The organism is Stenotrophomonas maltophilia R551-3, from assembly GCF_000020665.1.
Lineage (GTDB): Bacteria > Pseudomonadota > Gammaproteobacteria > Xanthomonadales > Xanthomonadaceae > Stenotrophomonas > Stenotrophomonas maltophilia_L.
In genome coordinates this window covers 4,127,022-4,145,793 of record NC_011071.1, presented here as the reverse complement: position 1 = coordinate 4,145,793, position 18,772 = coordinate 4,127,022, and the positions used below count along the sequence as shown (strand labels likewise).

Sequence of the window (18,772 nt, the reverse complement as noted above, 5' to 3'; positions counted from 1 at the left end):
CGAGACCACCGGGGAGGTGGTCGCACGGGGAACACCGATGGCACGCGTGCTGGTAGTGGGAACCGACATCCAGGGTGAGCACGCCCTGTTGCAGCGGCTGCGGTTGGCCTCGGCCTTGCCCGATGGCCAGATCCGCCGCAGCCAGGACCTGGACGACTGTGACCTGCTGGTCATCCGCGATACCCCGGCGCTGCGCAATGCGGCCCAGCGCATGCGCCAGCAACGCCCGCGCCTGCAGTGCTGGATCGAGGACCTGGGTGGCCAGCTGCGTGACGGCGATGGCCACCAGGATGTACTTGATGACGGTGCCATCGGCCGCGCATTGCGCGGCATGCAGTTGGCAGTGGAGCCCCTGGCCATGCACGCACCTGCACCGATCCGCCTGGCCGATGGCGCGCATGCCATCACCCGCCTGCTGCGCGAACGCTTGCCGCTGCGGCAGGGACAGGCCTTGCTCGGCGATGCCGGCGAGCCCTTGCTGCTGATGGATCTGGAACACGACCAGGCGGTGCTGCTGCAGGAGCCGGCGGCCGCCCTCGTGGAACGTCTTGCCGATGGCTTCGAACGCCTGCAGCTGGATGCGTTGACGCCGGCGCGCCTGCAGGCGCTGGCCGGCGAGCGGCCGCGCCAACCGCTGCGGCCGCTGTTGTGGCAATGGGCGCAGCGCAGCCGCCATTGGCAGGTGCTGGATGAACGCCTGCGCAGCGCGTCGGTGAAGCTGCTGCGCTGGCCGGATTTCCGCGTGCTGGGGCACGACCACGATGGCTTCCGCCTGTGCTCGTTGCTGCTCAAGCGCGCGTGCACGGTTGAAGAGTGCGCGATGCTGCTCGAGCTGCCGGCTGCGGCGGTGCGCGATTTCATCCATGCCGCCTACCTGTGCGGCTATGCACAGCTGCAGCTGGCGCCGGCCGCACCGGTAATGTCGATGCGCAGCAACGGAACCGATAGCGGCCTGTTGGCCCGCTTGTGGCGGCACCTGCGCGGGGGCGAGCGCAATGCGTGAGCACAAGGTGGTGGTGCTGGGCGGGATGGGCAGCGGCAAGTCGACCCTGGTGCGCAGTATTGCCGCCGGTGCGGTGATCGACACCGACGTTGCCAACAGTGACCGTATGGGTGCGGACAAGGCCTCGACCACCGTAGCGCTGGACTATGCCGATATCGACCTGCCCAACGGCGAGCGCCTGCGACTGTACGGAACGCCTGGGCAGCAACGTTTTGATTTCCTGTGGCCGATCCTGTTGCAGGGCGCGCGTGGTGCGGTGCTGCTGCTGGATGCGCGCCGCGCGGGCGTGGCGGCCGAGCTGGACGCCTACCTGCAGGTGCTGCGGCCCTTCGCAGGTGGGCTGGCGCTGGTGGTGGCAGTGACTCACCTCGACCAGATGCCGGATGCGTTGCTGGACGATTGGAGTGCCCGCGCCAGCCTGGACGACCAACCGCTGCCGCTGCTGGCGGTGGATGCCCGCGACCGCGAACAGGGATTGCTGCTGATGGATGTGCTGATGAGCGAAATGGAAGCGCACGCGCTGGTGGTTGCGCATGGCTGACGGGCAGGCGGCGGTACTGCCTGATGCCGGCCAGCGAGAGCGCCTGCAGCCCTTGCTGCAGGATCTGCTGCAGCGTGTTGAAGGCGTGCGCACGGTCGTGCTGGCCAGCGTCGATGGTTTTGCGCTGGTGAGTGCCGGTGCCGAAGGGCGCGGCGAGCGGCTGGCGGCGATGACCAGCGCGATGCTGGCGCTGGCCGCGGCAGTTGGCCGCGAACTGCTGCTGGGCGATCTGCAGACGCTGATGCTGGAAGCGGCGGGCGGCAAGGTGCTGATGCTGGCGATCCAAGCTGAAGGGCGCGCACCGCTGCTGCTGATGGCGGCCTGCGACCAGCGCAGCGTGATCGGCCAGGTGCTGTGGCAGAGCAGGGAATGTGGCCAGGCGATCCTGGCAGAACTCGGCGGATCGTGAGCCCGGCCGCAGGGGAACGAGGGGCTCGAACCAACATCGACAAGGGGTGCGACGTGGCTGGATTGAATGAATCGTTGAACGCACTGATGGGCATCGACGGCGCGCAGGCAGTAGCGTTGGTCGACTACGAGAGCGGCATGCTGCTGGGCGAGGCCGGTGCCGGCATGGACATGGAAGTGGCCGCCGCCGGCAACACCGAAGTGATCCGCGCCAAGATGAAGACCGCCGCGTCGCTGAACCTCAACGACAGCATCGAGGACATCCTGATCTCGCTGGGCAAGGCGTACCACATCATGCGTCCGGTGGCGAAGAAGCAGGGCCTGTTCTTCTACATCGTGCTGGACCGGACCAAATCCAACCTGGCGCTGGCCCGGCGCAAGGTGCAGGACGTGGAGGCCGAACTGGCGATCTGAGCCGGTAGTGCCGGCCGCTGGCCGGCATCTGCATGGATCCACCGGCGGTCCAGGGGCTGCCGGCCAGCGGCCGGCACTACCTCTGCGCTCGACGGCATCACACACGCCGGCGTATGGTGGATACCCGTCTCCCTGCCGAGCCGTGCATGTCCCAGCCTGTCATCGCAACCGTACTGGCGCCGCGCATCGCCGGCGCCATCCGCGATGGTTTCGAGGATTACCACGCCCGCTTCGCGGCGATCACCGTTCGCGCCCGCCTGCGTTTCGAGCAGCGCGACTGGGCTGGTGCCCGCCAGGATGCGGTCGAGCGCATTGCCCTGTACGACCTGTGCATCGCCGAACAGATGGACGCGCTGCGTCGCCTGGCCGGTGAGGTGATCGGCGAGCGCGCGCTGTGGCTGCAGGTGCACGCGGAGTACAGCGCGCTGCTGCAGGGGCTGATCGACGCTGAGCTGTACAAGACCTTCTACAACACGTTGTCGCGGCGGCTGTTCGCCACTCGTGGCGTGGATCCGGCGCTGGAGTTCATTGCTTTTGATGTCGAACCGTCCGATGCCATCACCCATCCGGTCGCCCGGCATACCTATGCCGTCTCGCCGACGCGACCGGTGGAGGCGCTGCAGAGGGTACTGGCCGATTACCGCTTCGATATTCCCTATGCTCACCAGCTGCGCTGTGCGGCAGCGATCGCCGTACGCCTGCAGGATGACCTCACGCATTGGGGCGACACGCCGGTGCGCAGCATCGAGCTATTGGATACCGTGTTCTACCGCGAGCGCCGTGCTTATCTGGTCGGCCGGGTGTTCGGCGAGCATCGCTTCTCGCCGTGCGTGATCGCCCTGGTCAATGACGAGCGTGGCCTGCGTGCCGATGCGGTACTGACCCGGCGCCGCGATGTCGCCCACCTGTTCGGCGTGTCACGCAGTTATTTCCAGGCTAATCTGGCCACGGTCGGCGATGCCGTGGTGTTCCTGCGCAGCCTGCTGCCGGGCAAGCCGATCGACGAGATCTACACAGTGCTGGGCCGGGCCAAGCAGGGCAAGACCGAGCGCTACCGAACCTTCTTCCGCCACTTCAACGAGCATCCGCAGGAACGCCTGGTGCATGCCGAAGGCACGCCGGGCATGGTCATGGCGGTGTTCACCCTGCCCAGCTACCCGCTGGTGTTCAAGCTGATCCGCGATCGCTTCGCCTGGCCCAAGGCGATGTCGCGGCAGCAGGTGGAAGAAAAGTATGCGCTGGTGTTCAACCTGGACCGTGTCGGCCGCCTGCTGGACGCACAACCGTATCGCCACCTGCGTTTCCCACGTGACCGCTTCGCTCCGGCATTGCTGGAGGAACTGCTGCAGCAGTGCGCGCAGAGCGTGCGGCTGGATGGCGACGAGGTCGAGATCAACCTGTGCTACGTGCAGCGCCGCTTCCGCCCGTTGAATCTCTACCTGCGTGAGCAGGGCGGTGAGGCGGTGCGCGCGGCGGTGCTCGACTACGCGCAGGCAATCACCGACATGGCGCGCAACAACATCTTCCCCGGCGACATGCTGCCGAAGAACTTCGGCGTCTCGCGGCATGGCCGTGCGGTGTTCTACGACTACGACGAGCTCTGCCTGGTCAGTGACTGCGTGTTCCGTGCCTGGCCGCAGCCGCGCACGCCGGAGGAGGCCATGGCCGACGAGCCCTGGTTCCATGTGGGGCCGCGCGATGTGTTTCCCGAGCGCTTCGGCCCGTTCATGGGCCTGCCTGCCAGCGAGCTGGCGGCGGTACGCGAGCACTACCGGCATCTGTTCGATCCGGCGTGGTGGCAGGGTCTGCAGGAACGCTTCGCCCGCGCGGATTATCCGGATACGCCACCCTATGCTGGCGCGCACCGGCTGGCGTAGCCGGGCCGAGCTGTCCCGGGTGTGAAGACTGCGCTACGCTCAGCGCTCATCACCAAGGATCCGGCAATGATGCGTCCCCCCCTGTTCCTCGCTCTCGCGTTGGCCGTTGGTGCCGGCGCTCCCCTGCTTGCTGGCGACGCCAGCGCGCAGACCACGCGCGCGGTGCGTGCCACCGCGGAGATGAGCATGGTGCTCTCTGGCCATATCGAGGTCACGCCCGAGGGCGCGGTCAGTTCGCTGGTACTGGACCAGAAGTCGATGCTGTCTCCGAGCATCGCGTCCTTCGTGGAGGGCACCATTGGTGGCTGGCGCTTCGAACCCACCCTGCGCGATGGCAAGGCGGTGGCGGCGCGTGCACCATTGCGGGTGCGCCTGCGGGGCAAGGCCATGGCCGATGGTGGCTACGAAGTCAGCATGACCAGCGTCAATTTCAGCGAGTACGATGAGAAAGCCACCGATTCGGTGACCCAAGGGCGCATGACACCCCCTCGTTATCCGGAAGAGGTCTATCGGAGCGGTGGGCAGGGTGAAGTGTTGCTGGTGGTCAAGATCGCGCGTGACGGCAGGGTGGCCGATGTCGTTGCCGAGCAGGTGAACATGACCGTGGTCGGACGCGAGCGCACCCTCGCCAAGATGCGCGAGATCCTGGCCAAGGCCGCCGTCAGCAGTGCCCGCAAGTGGACGTTCAACCCACCGACCACCGGCGAGGCCAGCACCCGCGACACCTGGACGGTACGCATACCGGTGAATTTCGGCCTGAACGATGATCCCAATGGAGCGGAGCGCTATGGCCGCTGGCGTGCCTTCATTCCTGGCCCGCGGCAGACCGTGCCGTGGCGCAAGGCGGACCCGATCGAGCAGGCCGGCAGCGACCTGCTGCCCGAGGGCGGCATCTACATGGTGGACGGCGCCAGGCGCGGCCTGCGCCTGCTGACCCCGCTGGAGCAGGGCTGACGATCACTGCGGAGCCGGCCAGCCCGGCTCCGCGTCAATCCGCGTACGGGTACACCACCACTCGGTTGCGACCCTGTTCCTTGGCCAGGTACAGCGCCTTGTCGGCCAGCCGCAGCGCCTGCTCGGCGTCGACATGGAAGCTGGGGAAATGCGCCACGCCCAGCGACACGGTGATGGTGCCAACTGGCTCGAACGGATGGTCGGCAATGTGCTGGCGCAGGCGCTCGCCGGCCTGTCGCGCCGATTCGGTGCCGATGCCCGGCAGCAACAGCAGGAACTCCTCGCCACCGGCGCGGCAGAGGATGTCGCTGTCACGCGAGTAGCGGCGCATCTGGTCGGCGATGTGGACGATGGCGGCGTCACCGACGTCATGGCCATGGGCATCGTTGATCGTCTTGAAGCGATCGATGTCCAGCGCCAGGATCGCGAACGGGATGCCCTGCACCTGCAGCGCATCCAGCGCCTGCTGCAGGCCGCGGCGGTTGAGCAGGCCGGTCAGCGGATCGGTGCGGCTGGCACGGTTGAGCGTGCCGATCCGGTCCTGCAGCGCGTTGAAGCTGTGCAGCACCGCCTGCTTGAGCTGGGCGACCTCGAAGTACCAGGCGCGGATGCCGCTGACGTGGTTGATCGCGTTGCCGGTGTCCTCGCCGCCCTGCACGTTGCGCGCCAGCTGCCATAGCGGCAGCGAGATGCGACGGGCGAACCACCAGGTGACCAGCAGCGACAGCAGGCCCAGCGGAATCGCGTTCCAGATCACCGCCGTCATCAACCGCGACAGCGGCTGCAGGGTGGATTCGGTCGGGCGCTGGGCGATGATGCCCCAGCCGGTGGCCGGCACCGGCGCATAACCGGCCAGCATCGACACGCCACGGTTGTTGCGTACCTGCTGCGCACCGCGTTCGCCGCGCACCACCGCCTTCACTGCCGGGTTGCCGACCACGTAGTCGCCCACCCGATCGCCATCGGCGTGGTACAGCAGGCGGCCGTGGCGGTCGACCACGTACAGATAGGAGCCGTCGCGGTAGTAGTGCTTGCCCAGCAGCGTATGCAGCGCGCTGCGCTGGCGCAGGTACAGGGTGCCGCTGACGTAACCGCGATAGTGGCCCTGGCGGTCGAAGATCGGGTGCGACAGCGAGACCAGCAGCTTGCCGGTGGCCGACTGGTACGGGTCGCTGATCATCGGCTGGCGCGCTGCCAGTGCCGCGTTGTTGCCGACGCTGTGCAGTATCTCGCCCTGCAGCTGCAGGGTCTGCGGCGAGGTGGCGATCACCAGCCCATCGGCGTCCACCACCAGCGATGAGTTGAAGCTGTTGGTCTGCAGCTGCAGGCGGCTGGCTTCATCCTGGGCCTGCGTCGGATCGAGGTCGCCCTGGCCGAGGCGGGTGGCGGCATAGGCCAGCTCCTGCTGCGCGGCCAGCAGGAAGTTCTGGGTGGTTTCGGCCAGCTTGGTGGCGTAGACGCGGTTGGCTTCCAGGGTGTTGCCGACCAGCTGGTCGCGCTGCACCCGATAGCTGGCCAGCAGGGTATTGGCCAGGGCGATGATGGCGCTGAGCAGGGCCAGGGCGAGGATCAGCTTGCCCAGGTTGAGGCGGGGGGACAGCGTTGGCATGCGTCGACGGATCCGGCAGGAGGCTGGACCCGACCGGTTCTCCGGAAGGGGCGACAGCGGGAATCGGTGGCCAGGCCGGCATGGCCGGGCAGGGGGCTGGCGGATTATCGCCAAAAGTCGGCGGCGGCGAAGTGAAGTGGGTCGCCCTGCAGGCAAAAAAAAACCTGCCGCAGCGAGCGGCAGGTTTCCTTCCAATGCAGGACCGGGCCGGGGCTCAGCGCTTCATCGAACCGAAGAATTCGTCGTTGGACTTGGTGTTCTTCATCTTGTCGAGCAGGAACTCCATCGCGGCCATTTCATCCATCGGATGCAGCAGCTTGCGCAGGATCCAGATCTTCTGCAGCAGCTCCGGCTCGATCAGCAGGTCTTCGCGGCGGGTGCCGGAACGGTTGATGTCGATGGCCGGGAACACGCGCTTTTCAGCGATACGGCGGCTCAGGTGCACTTCGCTGTTGCCGGTGCCCTTGAACTCTTCGTAGATCACCTCGTCCATCTTCGAGCCGGTGTCGACCAGCGCGGTGGCGATGATGGTCAGGCTGCCGCCTTCTTCCACATTACGCGCGGCACCGAAGAAGCGCTTCGGACGGTGCAGGGCGTTGGCGTCCACACCACCGGTCAGCACCTTGCCCGAGCTCGGCACCACGTTGTTGTAGGCGCGGGCCAGGCGGGTGATCGAGTCGAGCAGGATCACCACGTCCTTCTTGTGCTCGACCAGGCGCTTGGCGCGCTCGATGACCATTTCGGCCACCTGCACGTGGCGCGCGGCCGGCTCGTCGAAGGTCGAGCTGATGACTTCACCGCGCACGGTGCGCTGCATCTCGGTCACTTCTTCCGGGCGCTCGTCGATCAGCAGCACGATCAGGTGCACGTCCGGGTGGTTGGTGGTGATGGCCGTGGCCACCTGCTGCATCATCATCGTTTTACCCGCCTTCGGCTGGGAAACGATGAGCGAGCGCTGGCCCTTGCCCTGCGGCGCCATCAGGTCGAGGATGCGGCCGGTGATGTCTTCCGACGAACCGTTGCCACGCTCCAGGGTGAAGCGGCGGCGCGGGAACAGTGCGGTCAGGTTCTCGAACAGCACCTTGTTCTTCGATGCTTCCAGCGGCTCACCGTTGATGGTGTCCACGATCGACAGCGCGAAGTAGCGCTCGCCGTCCTTGGGGAAGCGGATGCGGCCGGACAGGTGGTCGCCGGTGCGCAGGTTGAAGCGGCGGATCTGGCTGGGCGAGATGTAGGTGTCGTCCGGGCCGGCCAGGTAGCTCGCTTCGGCCGCGCGCAGGAAGCCGAAGCCGTCCGGCAGGATTTCCAGCACGCCGTCGGCGGCAACGCCGTCACCATGGCGGGTCAGCACCTTCAGCAGGGCGAAGATCACGTCCTGCTTGCGCGCGCGCGCCACGCCTTCGGAGATCTGCAGTTGTTCGGCGATCTCCAGCAGCTTCTGTGCCGGCATGCGCTTGAGGTCGCTCAGCGAGTAGACCGGGAAACCTTCCGGCACGCTGGCATGCGGACGCGGCACGAAGGGCTGCTGCTCGCCGTTGTCGTTGGGCATGCCGTCATCGCGAAAGCGACCACCGCCGCCGCCGCCATTGCGATCACGATCGCGGCGGTTGCGGAAACGGTCGCGGCGATTGCCCTGACCCTGACCCTGCTGGTTCTGGTTGTACGGGTTCTGGTTCTGGCCACCGCCCTGGTGGTTCTGCTGCCGCGGCTGGCCGGATTCGCGGCCCTCACCACCGTCACCGCCGCCACTGCTGGCAGGGGCCTCGGCGGCGGGCGCGCTCGGCGCGGGGGCCGCTGCGGCCGGTGCCGGCGCTTCGGGCGCGGCTGCCAGCGGCAGGGCGGGCTGCGCCGGTGCGGCGCTGGTTTCGGCGGCGGCCGGAGCGGCAGCCTTGGCTACGCGGGGCTTGCGCACGCGCTTTTCGGCGGGCGCTTCGGCGCTGCCGGTTTCGGGAGTGTTATCGGACAAGAGCGTTATTCCTCGCTTGAAGGTGCGAGCGCCCGGCTGGGGCGGCGAACGTTGGGAATGGGTCTGGAAGAAACTGCGTCCAGAGGGTGCGGCACGCGAACGCGGCCGGATATGCCGACACTATCATCGGCCCGCGGCGCCGTGCAAGGGTCACCGGGAACTGCATTCATGCTGGCGCGGTATGCGCCCACCGGCAGCCGCAGGTGGCGGCCGCCGGTGTGGTCACGCAGGATCAGGCCAGCGCCTTGTCCAGCAGGCCGGCCAGCTGGGCCTTGCCCACCGCACCGATCTGCTCGCCGACCTTCTCGCCGTCCTTGAACACGACCAGGTACGGGATCGAGCGCACGTGGTACTTGGCGGCCAGCGCACGGTTGTGGTCGACGTTGACCTTGGCGATCTTGGCGCGGCCCTGGTAGGCATCGGCCAGTTCGTCCAGCGCCGGGGCGATCATCTTGCACGGGCCACACCACTCGGCCCAGAAATCGACCAGCACCGGTTCCTTGGAATTCAGCACTGCGCTATCAAAGTCGGCGTCGCCGACATGTACAACCTTGTCGCTCATCTTGGTTTCTCGTCTTGGATTGCACCCGGCCATGCCGGAGGTGGGTGAACTGGGCCATGCCCGGTGGCGCGACCCTCGTCGTTGCCTCGCGGCGCACTGCCGCGGTGCGTTCGGCGGGATGCCTGGACGCTCACGGCCGGCAGTGTACCCCTATCGCAGGGCAGGGACAGGCGCCGGCTGGAACCCAGCGTATCGTGATCGCTTCGAAGCCTGATATGTGTCGGATTTCACTGTCTTCCTGTACATGGGGCTGGCAGCGGGCGACACCAGCGCTCCCTGCAGGGCCGTTCAAGCCCGGTGTTGCTGGGTGAAGGGTTAGCGTCTCTCGGCGCCATGAGACAGGCCATTCCGGTTTGTCGGCCCGAGTGCGTTAAACTGGGACATTGAGCGGCGCGCGGACCCGGTGGTCCCGGCCCGCCGACCCGCCGCAGGGGCCGCAGTTTGCGACGGTGCCCCCAGACGATGCAGTGCCGCCCGCCCGCTGGCCGGTGGCCATACCAAGACGGACTCATGAGCGACAAACCGCTGACCGATTTGACCTTTTCCTCCTTCGAGCTGCATCCGGCCCTGCAGGCTGGCCTTGAAGGAGCCGGATTCACCCGCTGCACCCCGATCCAGGCGTTGACCCTGCCGGTCGCGCTGCCCGGCGGTGATGTTGCCGGCCAGGCGCAGACCGGTACCGGCAAGACGCTGGCCTTCCTGGTCGCTGTCGTGAACCGCCTGCTGACCCGCCCGGCCCTGGCCGACCGCAAGCCGGAAGACCCGCGTGCGCTGATCCTGGCGCCGACCCGCGAACTGGCCATCCAGATCCACAAGGATGCGGTGAAGTTCGGTTCCGACCTGGGCCTGCGCTTCGCGCTGGTCTACGGCGGCGTCGACTACGACAAGCAGCGCGAGATCCTGCAGCAGGGCGTGGACGTGATCATCGCCACCCCGGGCCGCCTGATCGACTACGTCAAGCAGCACAAGGTGGTCTCGCTGCACGCCTGCGAGATCTGCGTGCTGGACGAAGCCGACCGCATGTTCGACCTGGGCTTCATCAAGGACATCCGCTTCCTGCTGCGCCGCATGCCCGAGCGCACCACCCGCCAGACCCTGCTGTTCAGTGCCACCCTCAGCCACCGCGTGCTGGAGCTGGCCTACGAGCACATGAACGAGCCGCAGAAGCTGGTGGTCGAAGCCGAGACCATCACCGCCGCCCGCGTGCGCCAGCGCATCTACTTCCCGGCCGACGACGAGAAGATCCCGCTGCTGCTGGGCCTGCTGTCGCGCAGCGAAGGCGCCCGCACCATGGTCTTCGTCAACACCAAGGTGTTCGTCGAGCGCGTGGCCCGTTCGCTGGAAAAGGCCGGCTACCGCGTCGGCGTGCTGTCCGGCGACGTGCCGCAGAAGAAGCGCGAGAGCCTGCTCAACCGCTTCCAGAAGGGCCAGCTGGAAATCCTGGTCGCCACCGACGTGGCCGCGCGCGGCCTGCACATCGATGGCATCAAGTACGTCTACAACTACGACCTGCCGTTCGACGCTGAAGATTACGTGCACCGCATCGGCCGTACCGCGCGCCTGGGCGAAGAGGGCGATGCGATCAGCTTCGCCTGCGAGCGCTACGCGATGGGCCTGCCGGACATCGAGGCCTACATCGAGCAGAAGATTCCGTCCGAGCCGGTCACCAAGGAACTGCTGACCCCGCTGCCGCGCCCGGAACGCCCGGCCCCGGCGGCAGGCGAGGACGGCGAGGACAACGAGAGCGTCGGCCAGATCTTCCGTGAAGCGCGCGAAGCCCGCGCCGCCGAAGAAGAGCGTCGTGGCGGCGGCCGTAGTGGTGGCCGCTCTGGCAGTGGCGGTGGCCGCGGTGGTCGTGACGGCGAGCGCAGCGGCGAACGCCGCCCGCGTGGCCCGCGCAAGCCGCGCGTGGAAGGCGAACAGGCTGCTGCCGCCCCGGTTGCCGGCGCCGAAGCTGCTGCGGCCCAGGCCCCGCGTCCGCCGCGCCCGCCGCGTGCCGAAGGTGCACCGGACGTGGCAGTGGATGGCGAGCACAAGCCGCGCAAGCGCCGTCGTCGTCGCCACGGCCGTCCGGTCGAAGGTGCCGAAGGCGTGCAGGCCAAGGCCGGCAATGGCGCCGGCCCGGTTACCCCGGTGCAGGTGGTGGCCAAGCCGGTGCGCACCGCCGCCGATACCGGTGATTCGTTCCTGACCCGCATCGGCCGCAAGATCCGCCGGATGCTGTCGGGCAGCTGATCGGCGCTGCCGATCAGCGGGTAGCACCCGACCGTTGGTCGGGTGACCTTGACCGGTGTGCCGACCAACGGTCGGCACCCGCCGATGCAGCAGGTAGCGCCGGGCCATGCCCGGCGAGCGCAGCGGCAGATCGAAAAATCCGCCGGGCATGGCCCGGCGCTACCGATCGGCGGCGCTGGTCCTGCATAATCGGGGCATGAGTGTCCTGCGCTTCGACAATGTCAGCAAACAGTACGCCGGTGGCCACGAGGCGCTGACCGATGTCAGCTTCGAGGTCGCGCCGGGCGAGATGCTGTTCGTCACCGGCCATTCCGGTGCGGGCAAGAGCACCCTGCTCAAGTTGATCCACCTGGACGAGCGGCCCAGCCGTGGCGCGGTGGTGTTCGACGAGCGCAACCTGCTGAAGGTGCGCGGCGGCGATGTGCCCCGCCACCGTCGCGCGGTCGGTGCGGTCTACCAGGACCACCGCCTGCTGATGGACCGCTCGATTGCCGAGAACGTGGCACTGCCGCTGATCCTGCGCGGCACCCGCCGTGGCGACATCAACAAGCGGGTGCGCTCGGTACTGGAACGGATGGGCCTGGGACACCGCGAGAAGGCGCTGCCCTCGCAGTTGTCGGCCGGCGAGCAGCAGCGCGTCGGCATCGCCCGCGCCATCGTCGGCGAACCCAAGCTGCTGGTGGCCGACGAGCCGACCGGCAACCTCGACCCGACCCTGGCGGCGGAGATCATGGCGCTGTTCGCTGAGCTGCCTTCGCGCGGCACCAGCGTGCTGGTGGTCAGCCACGACCTGCCGCTGCTGCGCCGCATGCGCAAGCGCGTGCTGATCCTCGATCACGGCCGGCTGGTGGATGACATCTCGCCGCAGGACCTGGCGGAGTAACCATGGCGAAGAACGAAAACAGCGAAGCCGCCGCCCCCTCGCGCGTGGGTGTGTGGTTCCAGCACCACGTGCACAGCGTGGTGTTCAGCCTTGGCCGCGCCTGCCGCAAGCCGTGGGCGACCCTGCTGACGGTGATGGTCATGGCACTGGCACTGGCGTTGCCGCTGGGGCTGTCGATCGCGCTGGACAACCTCAAGCAGTTCGCCGGCAGCGTGCAGCAGTCGCGCGACATCAACGTATTCCTGAAGGGCAATGTCGATGGCCCCGGCGCACTGCGCCTGGCCGGGCAGCTGCGCGACCGCGACGACGTTGCCGAAGTGAACGTGCGTACGCCCGAGCAGGGCCTGCAGGAACTGCGCGATGCCGGCCTCGGCGAGGCGATCGATGCGCTCAACGACAACCCGCTGCCCTCGCTGCTGGTGATCACTCCCGGCCAGGGCAAGGACGATGCGCGCCTGGCGCGCGCGCTGGAAAGCCTGCCCGAGGCCGACCTGGTGCAACACGACGCGCTGTGGCGCCAGCGCCTGGATGCCTGGCTCGCCTTTGGCGCGCGGCTGGTGCAGGTGCTGTCGGTGCTGCTTGGCGTCGGTGCCGCATTGGTGGTCGGCAACACCGTGCGCCTGGACATCCAGGCCCGCCGTGAAGAGATCGGCGTGCTGCAGCTGCTGGGTGCCAGCGATGGCTTCATCCGCCGTCCGTTCCTGTACCTGGGCGCCTGGTATGGCCTGGGCGCCGGCGCGGTGGCGCTGGCCCTGATCGCCGCCGCCGGTGCCGCGCTGCGCATGCCGCTGGCCGAACTCTCGCGCAGCTACGGCAGCCCGTTCGTGCTGCACGGCCTGGACCTGCTGCATGGCGGCCTGGTCCTGCTCGGCACGCTGCTGCTGGGCTGGCTGGGAGCGTGGCTGGTGACCGGCCATTTCCTGCGCCAGACCCGACCGACCGACACCTGAGGCCGGCATGCAACCGCAAGCGTTGAAGCACCTTGAGGGGCCCGCGACGCGGGTGATGGTGGTCGATGGCTCGAAGCTGGTACGCAAGCTGATCGCCGACGTGCTGAGGCGTGACCTGCCCGGCGTGGAGGTGATCGGCTGCGACAGCATCGAGGAAGCGCAGCAGGCGCTGGCGCAGGGTCCGGTGGACCTGGTGACCACCTCGCTGACCCTGCGTGATGGCGACGGCCTGGCATTGGCGCGGATGATCCGCGAAGCCGCTGGCCAGGCCTATGTACCGGTGATCGTGGTCTCCGGCGACGCCCAGCAGCACCTGGAGCAGCGCCGCTTCACCGAGTACGTCACCGACTATTTCGACAAGGCGCTGGGCCATGAGGCACTGGCGACCTTCATCCGCGGCTATGTGCAGCCGCAGACCATTCCCGGCGCCACCATCCTCTATATCGAGGACAGCCGCGTGGTGGCCGAGGCCACCAAGCGCATGCTGGAGCGCCAGCAGTTGAATGTGCTGCACGTGGTCAGCGCCGAAGAGGCGTTCACCCTGCTCACCGCCGAGTCGCTGGGCCGCAGCCGCCACCGCATCGACCTGGTGCTGACCGACGTCACCCTGAAGGGTGAACTGAGCGGCCGCGACGTGGTGCAGCGCGTGCGCGTGGACTTCGGCTACGGCAAGCGCCGCCTGCCGGTGCTGGTGATGACCGGCGATGGCAATCCGCACAACCAGACCGGGCTGCTGCAGTCCGGCGCCAACGACCTGGTGCTCAAGCCGATCGAAGAACGGCTGCTGGTCACCAAGGTGCTGTTCCAGCTGCGGCTGGCCCGATTGAACGATGGACCCCTGATTCGATGATGGATGAAGTAGCCGACACCCCGACGATCCAGCTGGAACCGAGCTGGAAGCAGCATGTCGGCGATTACCTGCTGCAGCCGCAGATGCGCGAGCTGTCCAGCTTCCTGCGCCAGCGCAAGGCCAGTGGCGCGGCGGTGTTCCCGCCCGGCCCGCAGATCTTCGCCGCGTTCGATGCCACGCCGTTCGAACAGGCGAAGGTGGTCATCCTCGGCCAGGACCCGTACCACGGCCGTGGCCAGGCCCATGGGTTGAGCTTCTCGGTGCCGCCGGGCGTGCCGGTGCCGCCGTCGCTGCTGAACATCTACAAGGAGATCGAGAGCGATCTCAGTATCCCGCGCCCGGACCATGGCTGCCTGATTCCGTGGGCGCAGCGTGGCGTACTGCTGCTCAATGCCGTGCTGACGGTGGAAGAGGGCAAGGCCGGCGCCCATCAGGGGCGCGGCTGGGAAGGCTTCACCGACCACGTGGTGGACGTGCTCAACCGTGAGCGCGAAGGGCTGGTGTTCATGCTGTGGGGCGCCTATGCGCAGCAGAAGGGCAAGGTCATCGATACCCGCCGCCATCGCGTGCTGAAGTCGCCACATCCGTCGCCGCTGTCGGCCCATCGCGGCTTCCTCGGCTGCCGCCATTTCTCGATGGCCAACGAGTACCTGCAGCGCCGCGGGCAGGCCCCGATCGACTGGTCGCTGCCGCCGCGTTCGGCGCTCTGAGCGTAAGCCGGGCCCGCGCCCGGCCTATGCCACAGGGAGGAGCGATGCAGATTCAGTGGGTTTTGTCGCGGCGGTAGTACGCACGCGCACCATCGGCCAGCACGCTGAGGGCCTGTACCGTACCGTCGCCTCCGCGATGGAACAGCAGTTCCGCACCTGCGCTGCCGGCCAGGAAGCGCACCGGCGTCACGGGCTGAAGTGCGATGGCCTTGTCTCGACCTGGCAGGCGCAGTTCCAGCCCACCTTCATTCGCCTGCACGTCCAGCGTCTGGGCCTCGAACCAGTCGGCCAGTCCGCCGCGGACATCCATCGGCAACGCATCGTCGAGGACAAACCGGCCGCTGAAGCGAGGATAGCTGTCCCGCAGAAACGCTGGGTCCAATGTGCGGATGAGTGGTTTGGCGTTGTGGCCGAGCACATCGGACAGGGCGTTGCGGATTTCTGCGCGAAGCGCCGGCCCGTTGTCACCATTGGTCAGGATGACGAAGCCGTCGCCGCTTTCCGGATATCCCTCGATACCGGCGTGGTAGCTGTCGTTGCTGCCGTTATGGAAGAAGCGCCGGGCGGCGCCGTAGCCGGCGAGCTCCGGCCCCAGTCCCCGGCCGGCCGGGGCCACTTCGCTGACCATCTGCAGGGCCAACGACTGCGGCAGCCATCCATCCTTGGTGCGGATGCTGCGCAGCAAGGCCGCGACGAACAGGCCCATGTCATTGGCGCTGGTCCACAGCCCCGACGCCGCCTGTTCTGGAAAGCTCTGCCAGCCGCGTGGCAGGGCCTCCGGCAGGCCCTTGTTGTCGTGCGCATGGGCAACGTTGCCGTAGCCGGCAGGCAAGGGATTCTGATACGTGCTACGCGACATGCCCAGTGGCGAGAAAACCTCGCGTTGTGCGACCTCAGCGAATGCTCTGCCGGTCAGATCTTCGATCGCCAGCTGCACCACCGTGTAGCCGCCACCGGAATAGTCGACCTGCTGGCCGGGTGCGTGGATCAGGCGTACCGGCTCATTCTTTGCAGGCGCCAGTCCATCCAGTGTCTGCAGCAAGGTCGGAAGGCGTTCGGCGGGCTGGTAGTCCTGGAAGCCATGCACGTTGAAGCCGGCAGTGTGCGAGAGCAGCATGCGCAGGTTGATCGGCGGGTGCTGTCCCTGCGAATCGGCAGGCAGGTGCCAGCGGCGCAGGCGATGGTCGATGTTCTCCTCCAGCGAGACCTTGCCGGCAGCAACCAGCTTCAGGGTGGTTGCCGCAGTGCCCATTTTGCTGACCGAGCCGACCGAGAACACGGTATCGGCATCCACCGCGTCGCGCGTGCCCGCCTGGCGCAGGCCGTATCCGGCGGCGTACACCACCTTGCCATCGCGGATCACCGCAACTGCGGTACCCGGTACCTTGTAGTGGGCGAGGCGTTCTTCGATCGACCACTGCGGCAGCGCGGCGCCCAGCTGCGCGGTGCTGGGGCGCAGGCCATGGGCCATTGCCTGCGCAAAGCGCGCAGCGTCTTCAGCGCTGGCGTCAGTGGCCATCACGTGGAACGGGGTCAGGCAGACCAGCAGTGAACACAGCAACAGGCGGTTCATCATCGACATCCTTGCAGGAGTGGAAGAGGGGCGGGATCGGCGCACGCGTTGCCACGCACGCCTGTCGCGTCCGGTCGTTGCGGGTGGAACGGGTTACCGCCGCAGTGCAGGAGGTGATGCGGCGGAGGCGTCAGCGTCGTTCGCGGCGGGCGCCCTGCGCCAGCAGGTAATCGCGCACGGCCGCGTTGCCAGCCTGGTTCAGCGGTGTCCGCCAGCGCCCCAGCCAGCCGTCGGCTTCCACGCCCAGGTTGATGTCGGCGCCGTGCGCGAGCAGGAACTGCACGGTGACCAGGTGCCCTTCGCGCGAGGCATTTATCAGTGGCGTCTCGTCATAGGTCACGACCCGGTTGACGTCGGCACCAGCCTGCACAAGTTGCTCGACGATGGGTTGCAGGCCCAGCGCGGAAGCGACGATCAACGGATTGCCTTCGCCCAGTGCGGCACGATCAGGGTCGGCGCCCAGTTGCAGCAGCGTGTCGACCATCGCCGGATCGCGTGCACGGATGGCCTGGATCAGCGCCGTGCCATCACCGAGCACGCGTGCATCAAGATCGACGCCGGCCGCCGCCAACAGACGGACCTGCGCGACGTCATGCGTGCTGGCGGCCTGGAACAGCTTGATGACGCGCGTATCGGAGGCGCTCGCAGCCGGTGATGGGGCGAGCCGTGGTGAGATAGCCACGGCGGTGCCGGTGCAGGCCAGCAGAAGCAGCAGGCCCAGCACCAACAGGCTGCGGTGCCGGGGTGTGGGTGGCCCGGCGTCCACCAGCTGATCAATGCGCTGCGCCAGCTGGCTGCGCGCACTGAACATACCCAGTGCAAGCGTCGGCGCCTCCTCGCGCAGGGCCTGCAGCTGTTCGACGCTGGCCAGCAGCGAACCTGCATAGTCCAGCGGTTCGCGTGCCTGCATCGCAGCGCGTGCATCACAGGCCATCTCGCGCAGTACCGCCAGGCGTGCCTGGGCAAGGTGCAGGAGCGGATTCCACCAGAACAGCGCTGTTCCCGCCCGCAGCAGCGTGCTTGTCCACAGGTCGCGCCGTTGCAGGTGTGCAACCTCGTGGCGGACGATGTCGCGCAGCACGTTGTTGTCCAGGCGTGCCAGCAAGGGACGGGGCAGGAGGATCTGCGGGTGCCACAGGCCGACGACCATCGGCCCGTCGACGGCGCAGGTGGCGATCATCACGTGGGCGGGCACGATGTCGGCCAGGACCGCGCGCAGTCCGGCGGTCGCCGGTTGCGCCAGCCGCCGCAGCCGGCGTGCGTGCAGCATCGCGTCCAGCAGGCGCATGCCCAGCCACAGGGTGCCCAGCAGCCACAGCAGTGCAAGCAGTGTCGGCAGGGTTTTCGGCAGTTCGACGTAGTAGATGTCGGGCTGTCGTCCGGCTTCGAAGATGGCTTCTTCCGCCGTTGCCCCTTCGCCGGGCATGGGGTGGAACGCGGCTGCGGGCGGTGCCGGTGCGGGCAGGGTGGTCGACCAGCCCGGCAGGAACGCGCTGAGTGGCAACAGCAGGGCCGCTGCCATCGCTGCGGTCAGCAGCCAGGAGCGTTGTTCGGCACTGAGGGCCTGCCGCCGTGCCAGCCACAGCGCGGGCAGCAGCACAATTGTGGACAACAGCAACTGTCGTACGCCCAATGCCATTGCCAGGTCGATGAGGTTCATTCCTTCCTCCCGGCCCTGGCATCGCTGACGCGCTGCTGCAGTGCCTGCAGTTCATTGCGGTCGATTTCGCGTTCGTCCACCAAGTGTTGTGCCAGCACGTTCGGTGAGCCGTCGAAGAACTGATGCAGAAGATGGTCAAGCGCTTGCCGGCGGGCCTGTTCGCGGCTGAGCGTGGCGTGATAGATGTAGGCGCGACCTTCCTGGCGATGGCTGACAAAGCCTTTCTTCGCCAGCACGTTGAACATGGTCAGCACCGTGGTGTACGCGACCGGCTTTTGTTGGCCGAGCACATCCGCCACATCGCGCACGGACGCTTCGCCCTTGTCCCAGAGGATGTCCAGGATGGCCTGCTCGGCGGGAGTGGGATTCTGCGAGACAGGGCGGGCCATGCGCTTCTACGTATGAATTAGTTGATGCATCGGAGCATGTCGCCGGGTGGCTGTCAACGGGTTTCTTAGTAGTAAAGGGACGACCCTCAGCCCTCGGGCCTGAACACCGGGCAACGTCTCCTGGCCTGAATGGACCTCCAGGACGGCCCGTTCAGCTCCGCTTGACCGGAAATCGCCGGTTTCCGGTG

Annotated in this window: 17 protein-coding genes; 11 read left to right on the top strand and 6 right to left on the bottom strand. The window is 67.5% G+C overall.

Annotated elements, in window-relative coordinates; translation table 11 throughout:
• Window positions 1-37 precede the first annotated feature (37 nt).
• From SMAL_RS18700 to SMAL_RS18675, 6 genes are all read left to right on the top strand, one after another.
• Entirely contained in the window at window positions 38-1,003 is a 966-nt protein-coding gene (locus tag SMAL_RS18700) for a hypothetical protein (RefSeq protein ID WP_012512294.1), read from the top strand.
• Window positions 996-1,544 carry a GTP-binding protein gene (locus SMAL_RS18695; protein WP_006398059.1) on the top strand — a complete coding sequence of 183 codons (549 nt, stop codon included), beginning with the start codon at window positions 996-998 and terminating at the stop codon, window positions 1,542-1,544. Before SMAL_RS18700 ends, SMAL_RS18695 begins: the two co-directional genes overlap by 8 nt.
• Complete coding sequence (locus SMAL_RS18690) at window positions 1,537-1,953, top strand: roadblock/LC7 domain-containing protein (RefSeq protein ID WP_006398057.1); 417 nt, start codon at window positions 1,537-1,539, stop codon at window positions 1,951-1,953. The genes SMAL_RS18695 and SMAL_RS18690 overlap by 8 nt, the downstream gene beginning before the upstream one ends.
• 53 nt (window positions 1,954-2,006) lie before the next feature.
• The gene (locus SMAL_RS18685; protein WP_012512293.1) at window positions 2,007-2,366 is read left to right on the top strand and encodes a hypothetical protein; all 360 of its coding nucleotides are present in this window, start codon (window positions 2,007-2,009) and stop codon (window positions 2,364-2,366) included.
• A 146-nt stretch (window positions 2,367-2,512) separates the two neighbouring features.
• Window positions 2,513-4,243 carry a bifunctional isocitrate dehydrogenase kinase/phosphatase gene (aceK, locus tag SMAL_RS18680; protein WP_012512292.1) on the top strand — a complete coding sequence of 577 codons (1,731 nt, stop codon included), beginning with the start codon at window positions 2,513-2,515 and terminating at the stop codon, window positions 4,241-4,243.
• Window positions 4,244-4,309: 66 nt separating this feature from the next.
• Entirely contained in the window at window positions 4,310-5,197 is an 888-nt protein-coding gene (locus SMAL_RS18675) for an energy transducer TonB (protein WP_012512291.1), read from the top strand.
• A gap of 34 nt (window positions 5,198-5,231) precedes the next feature.
• On the opposite strand, the gene SMAL_RS18670 is transcribed toward SMAL_RS18675, so the two are convergent.
• From SMAL_RS18670 to trxA, 3 genes are all read right to left on the bottom strand, one after another.
• On the bottom strand, window positions 5,232-6,806 hold the full coding sequence (locus SMAL_RS18670; protein ID WP_012512290.1) for a sensor domain-containing diguanylate cyclase: 1,575 nt from the start codon (window positions 6,804-6,806) through the stop codon (window positions 5,232-5,234).
• A gap of 214 nt (window positions 6,807-7,020) precedes the next feature.
• Window positions 7,021-8,772, bottom strand: coding sequence for a transcription termination factor Rho (rho, locus tag SMAL_RS18665; RefSeq protein WP_012512289.1), 1,752 nt, complete (start codon window positions 8,770-8,772; stop codon window positions 7,021-7,023).
• A gap of 232 nt (window positions 8,773-9,004) precedes the next feature.
• On the bottom strand, window positions 9,005-9,334 hold the full coding sequence (gene trxA, locus SMAL_RS18660; protein ID WP_005411275.1) for a thioredoxin: 330 nt from the start codon (window positions 9,332-9,334) through the stop codon (window positions 9,005-9,007).
• Between the two features lie 510 nt (window positions 9,335-9,844).
• Between trxA and rhlB the strand changes: the two genes are divergently transcribed.
• The 5 genes from rhlB (at window position 9,845) to ung (ending at window position 14,962) form a co-directional block, all read left to right on the top strand.
• Window positions 9,845-11,569 carry an ATP-dependent RNA helicase RhlB gene (rhlB, locus tag SMAL_RS18655; protein WP_012512288.1) on the top strand — a complete coding sequence of 575 codons (1,725 nt, stop codon included), beginning with the start codon at window positions 9,845-9,847 and terminating at the stop codon, window positions 11,567-11,569.
• Between the two features lie 196 nt (window positions 11,570-11,765).
• A complete protein-coding gene (gene ftsE / locus SMAL_RS18650; RefSeq protein ID WP_005419728.1) occupies window positions 11,766-12,452 on the top strand; it encodes a cell division ATP-binding protein FtsE in 687 nt (228 codons plus the stop codon).
• 2 nt (window positions 12,453-12,454) lie between these two features.
• Window positions 12,455-13,402, top strand: coding sequence for a permease-like cell division protein FtsX (gene ftsX, locus SMAL_RS18645; RefSeq protein ID WP_012512287.1), 948 nt, complete (start codon window positions 12,455-12,457; stop codon window positions 13,400-13,402).
• A gap of 7 nt (window positions 13,403-13,409) precedes the next feature.
• Window positions 13,410-14,252, top strand: coding sequence for a response regulator (locus SMAL_RS18640; protein ID WP_012512286.1), 843 nt, complete (start codon window positions 13,410-13,412; stop codon window positions 14,250-14,252).
• Window positions 14,249-14,962 carry a uracil-DNA glycosylase gene (ung, locus tag SMAL_RS18635; RefSeq protein ID WP_012512285.1) on the top strand — a complete coding sequence of 238 codons (714 nt, stop codon included), beginning with the start codon at window positions 14,249-14,251 and terminating at the stop codon, window positions 14,960-14,962. Before SMAL_RS18640 ends, ung begins: the two co-directional genes overlap by 4 nt.
• Before the next feature lie 52 nt (window positions 14,963-15,014).
• Here ung and SMAL_RS18630 read toward each other — a convergent pair whose 3' ends face one another.
• The 3 genes from SMAL_RS18630 to SMAL_RS18620 form a co-directional block, all read right to left on the bottom strand.
• Window positions 15,015-16,535, bottom strand: a complete 1,521-nt coding sequence (locus tag SMAL_RS18630) for a serine hydrolase domain-containing protein (RefSeq protein WP_232273998.1) — start codon at window positions 16,533-16,535, stop codon at window positions 15,015-15,017.
• Window positions 16,536-16,665: 130 nt separating this feature from the next.
• Window positions 16,666-18,195 (bottom strand): M56 family metallopeptidase, encoded by a 1,530-nt coding sequence (locus tag SMAL_RS18625; protein ID WP_012512283.1) that lies wholly within the window; start codon window positions 18,193-18,195, stop codon window positions 16,666-16,668.
• Complete coding sequence (locus SMAL_RS18620; protein WP_012512282.1) at window positions 18,192-18,584, bottom strand: BlaI/MecI/CopY family transcriptional regulator; 393 nt, start codon at window positions 18,582-18,584, stop codon at window positions 18,192-18,194. The genes SMAL_RS18625 and SMAL_RS18620 overlap by 4 nt, the downstream gene beginning before the upstream one ends.
• Window positions 18,585-18,772: the final 188 nt, after the last annotated feature.

Bases quoted from the DNA above. Each gene is read 5' to 3' on its own strand.
- SMAL_RS18630 (WP_232273998.1), bottom strand. From the start codon at position 16,535: ATGAACCGCCTGTTGCTGTGTTCACTGCTGGTCTGCCTGACCCCGTTC.
- ung (WP_012512285.1), top strand. From the start codon at position 14,249: ATGATGGATGAAGTAGCCGACACCCCGACGATCCAGCTGGAACCGAGC.
- ftsE (WP_005419728.1), top strand. From the start codon at position 11,766: ATGAGTGTCCTGCGCTTCGACAATGTCAGCAAACAGTACGCCGGTGGC.
- trxA (WP_005411275.1), bottom strand. From the start codon at position 9,334: ATGAGCGACAAGGTTGTACATGTCGGCGACGCCGACTTTGATAGCGCA.
- SMAL_RS18690 (WP_006398057.1), top strand. From the start codon at position 1,537: ATGGCTGACGGGCAGGCGGCGGTACTGCCTGATGCCGGCCAGCGAGAG.
- SMAL_RS18695 (WP_006398059.1), top strand. From the start codon at position 996: ATGCGTGAGCACAAGGTGGTGGTGCTGGGCGGGATGGGCAGCGGCAAG.
- SMAL_RS18675 (WP_012512291.1), top strand. From the start codon at position 4,310: ATGATGCGTCCCCCCCTGTTCCTCGCTCTCGCGTTGGCCGTTGGTGCC.
- SMAL_RS18625 (WP_012512283.1), bottom strand. From the start codon at position 18,195: ATGAACCTCATCGACCTGGCAATGGCATTGGGCGTACGACAGTTGCTG.
- SMAL_RS18640 (WP_012512286.1), top strand. From the start codon at position 13,410: ATGCAACCGCAAGCGTTGAAGCACCTTGAGGGGCCCGCGACGCGGGTG.
- rhlB (WP_012512288.1), top strand. From the start codon at position 9,845: ATGAGCGACAAACCGCTGACCGATTTGACCTTTTCCTCCTTCGAGCTG.
- SMAL_RS18700 (WP_012512294.1), top strand. From the start codon at position 38: ATGGCACGCGTGCTGGTAGTGGGAACCGACATCCAGGGTGAGCACGCC.
- SMAL_RS18620 (WP_012512282.1), bottom strand. From the start codon at position 18,584: ATGGCCCGCCCTGTCTCGCAGAATCCCACTCCCGCCGAGCAGGCCATC.
- ftsX (WP_012512287.1), top strand. From the start codon at position 12,455: ATGGCGAAGAACGAAAACAGCGAAGCCGCCGCCCCCTCGCGCGTGGGT.
- SMAL_RS18670 (WP_012512290.1), bottom strand. From the start codon at position 6,806: ATGCCAACGCTGTCCCCCCGCCTCAACCTGGGCAAGCTGATCCTCGCC.
- aceK (WP_012512292.1), top strand. From the start codon at position 2,513: ATGTCCCAGCCTGTCATCGCAACCGTACTGGCGCCGCGCATCGCCGGC.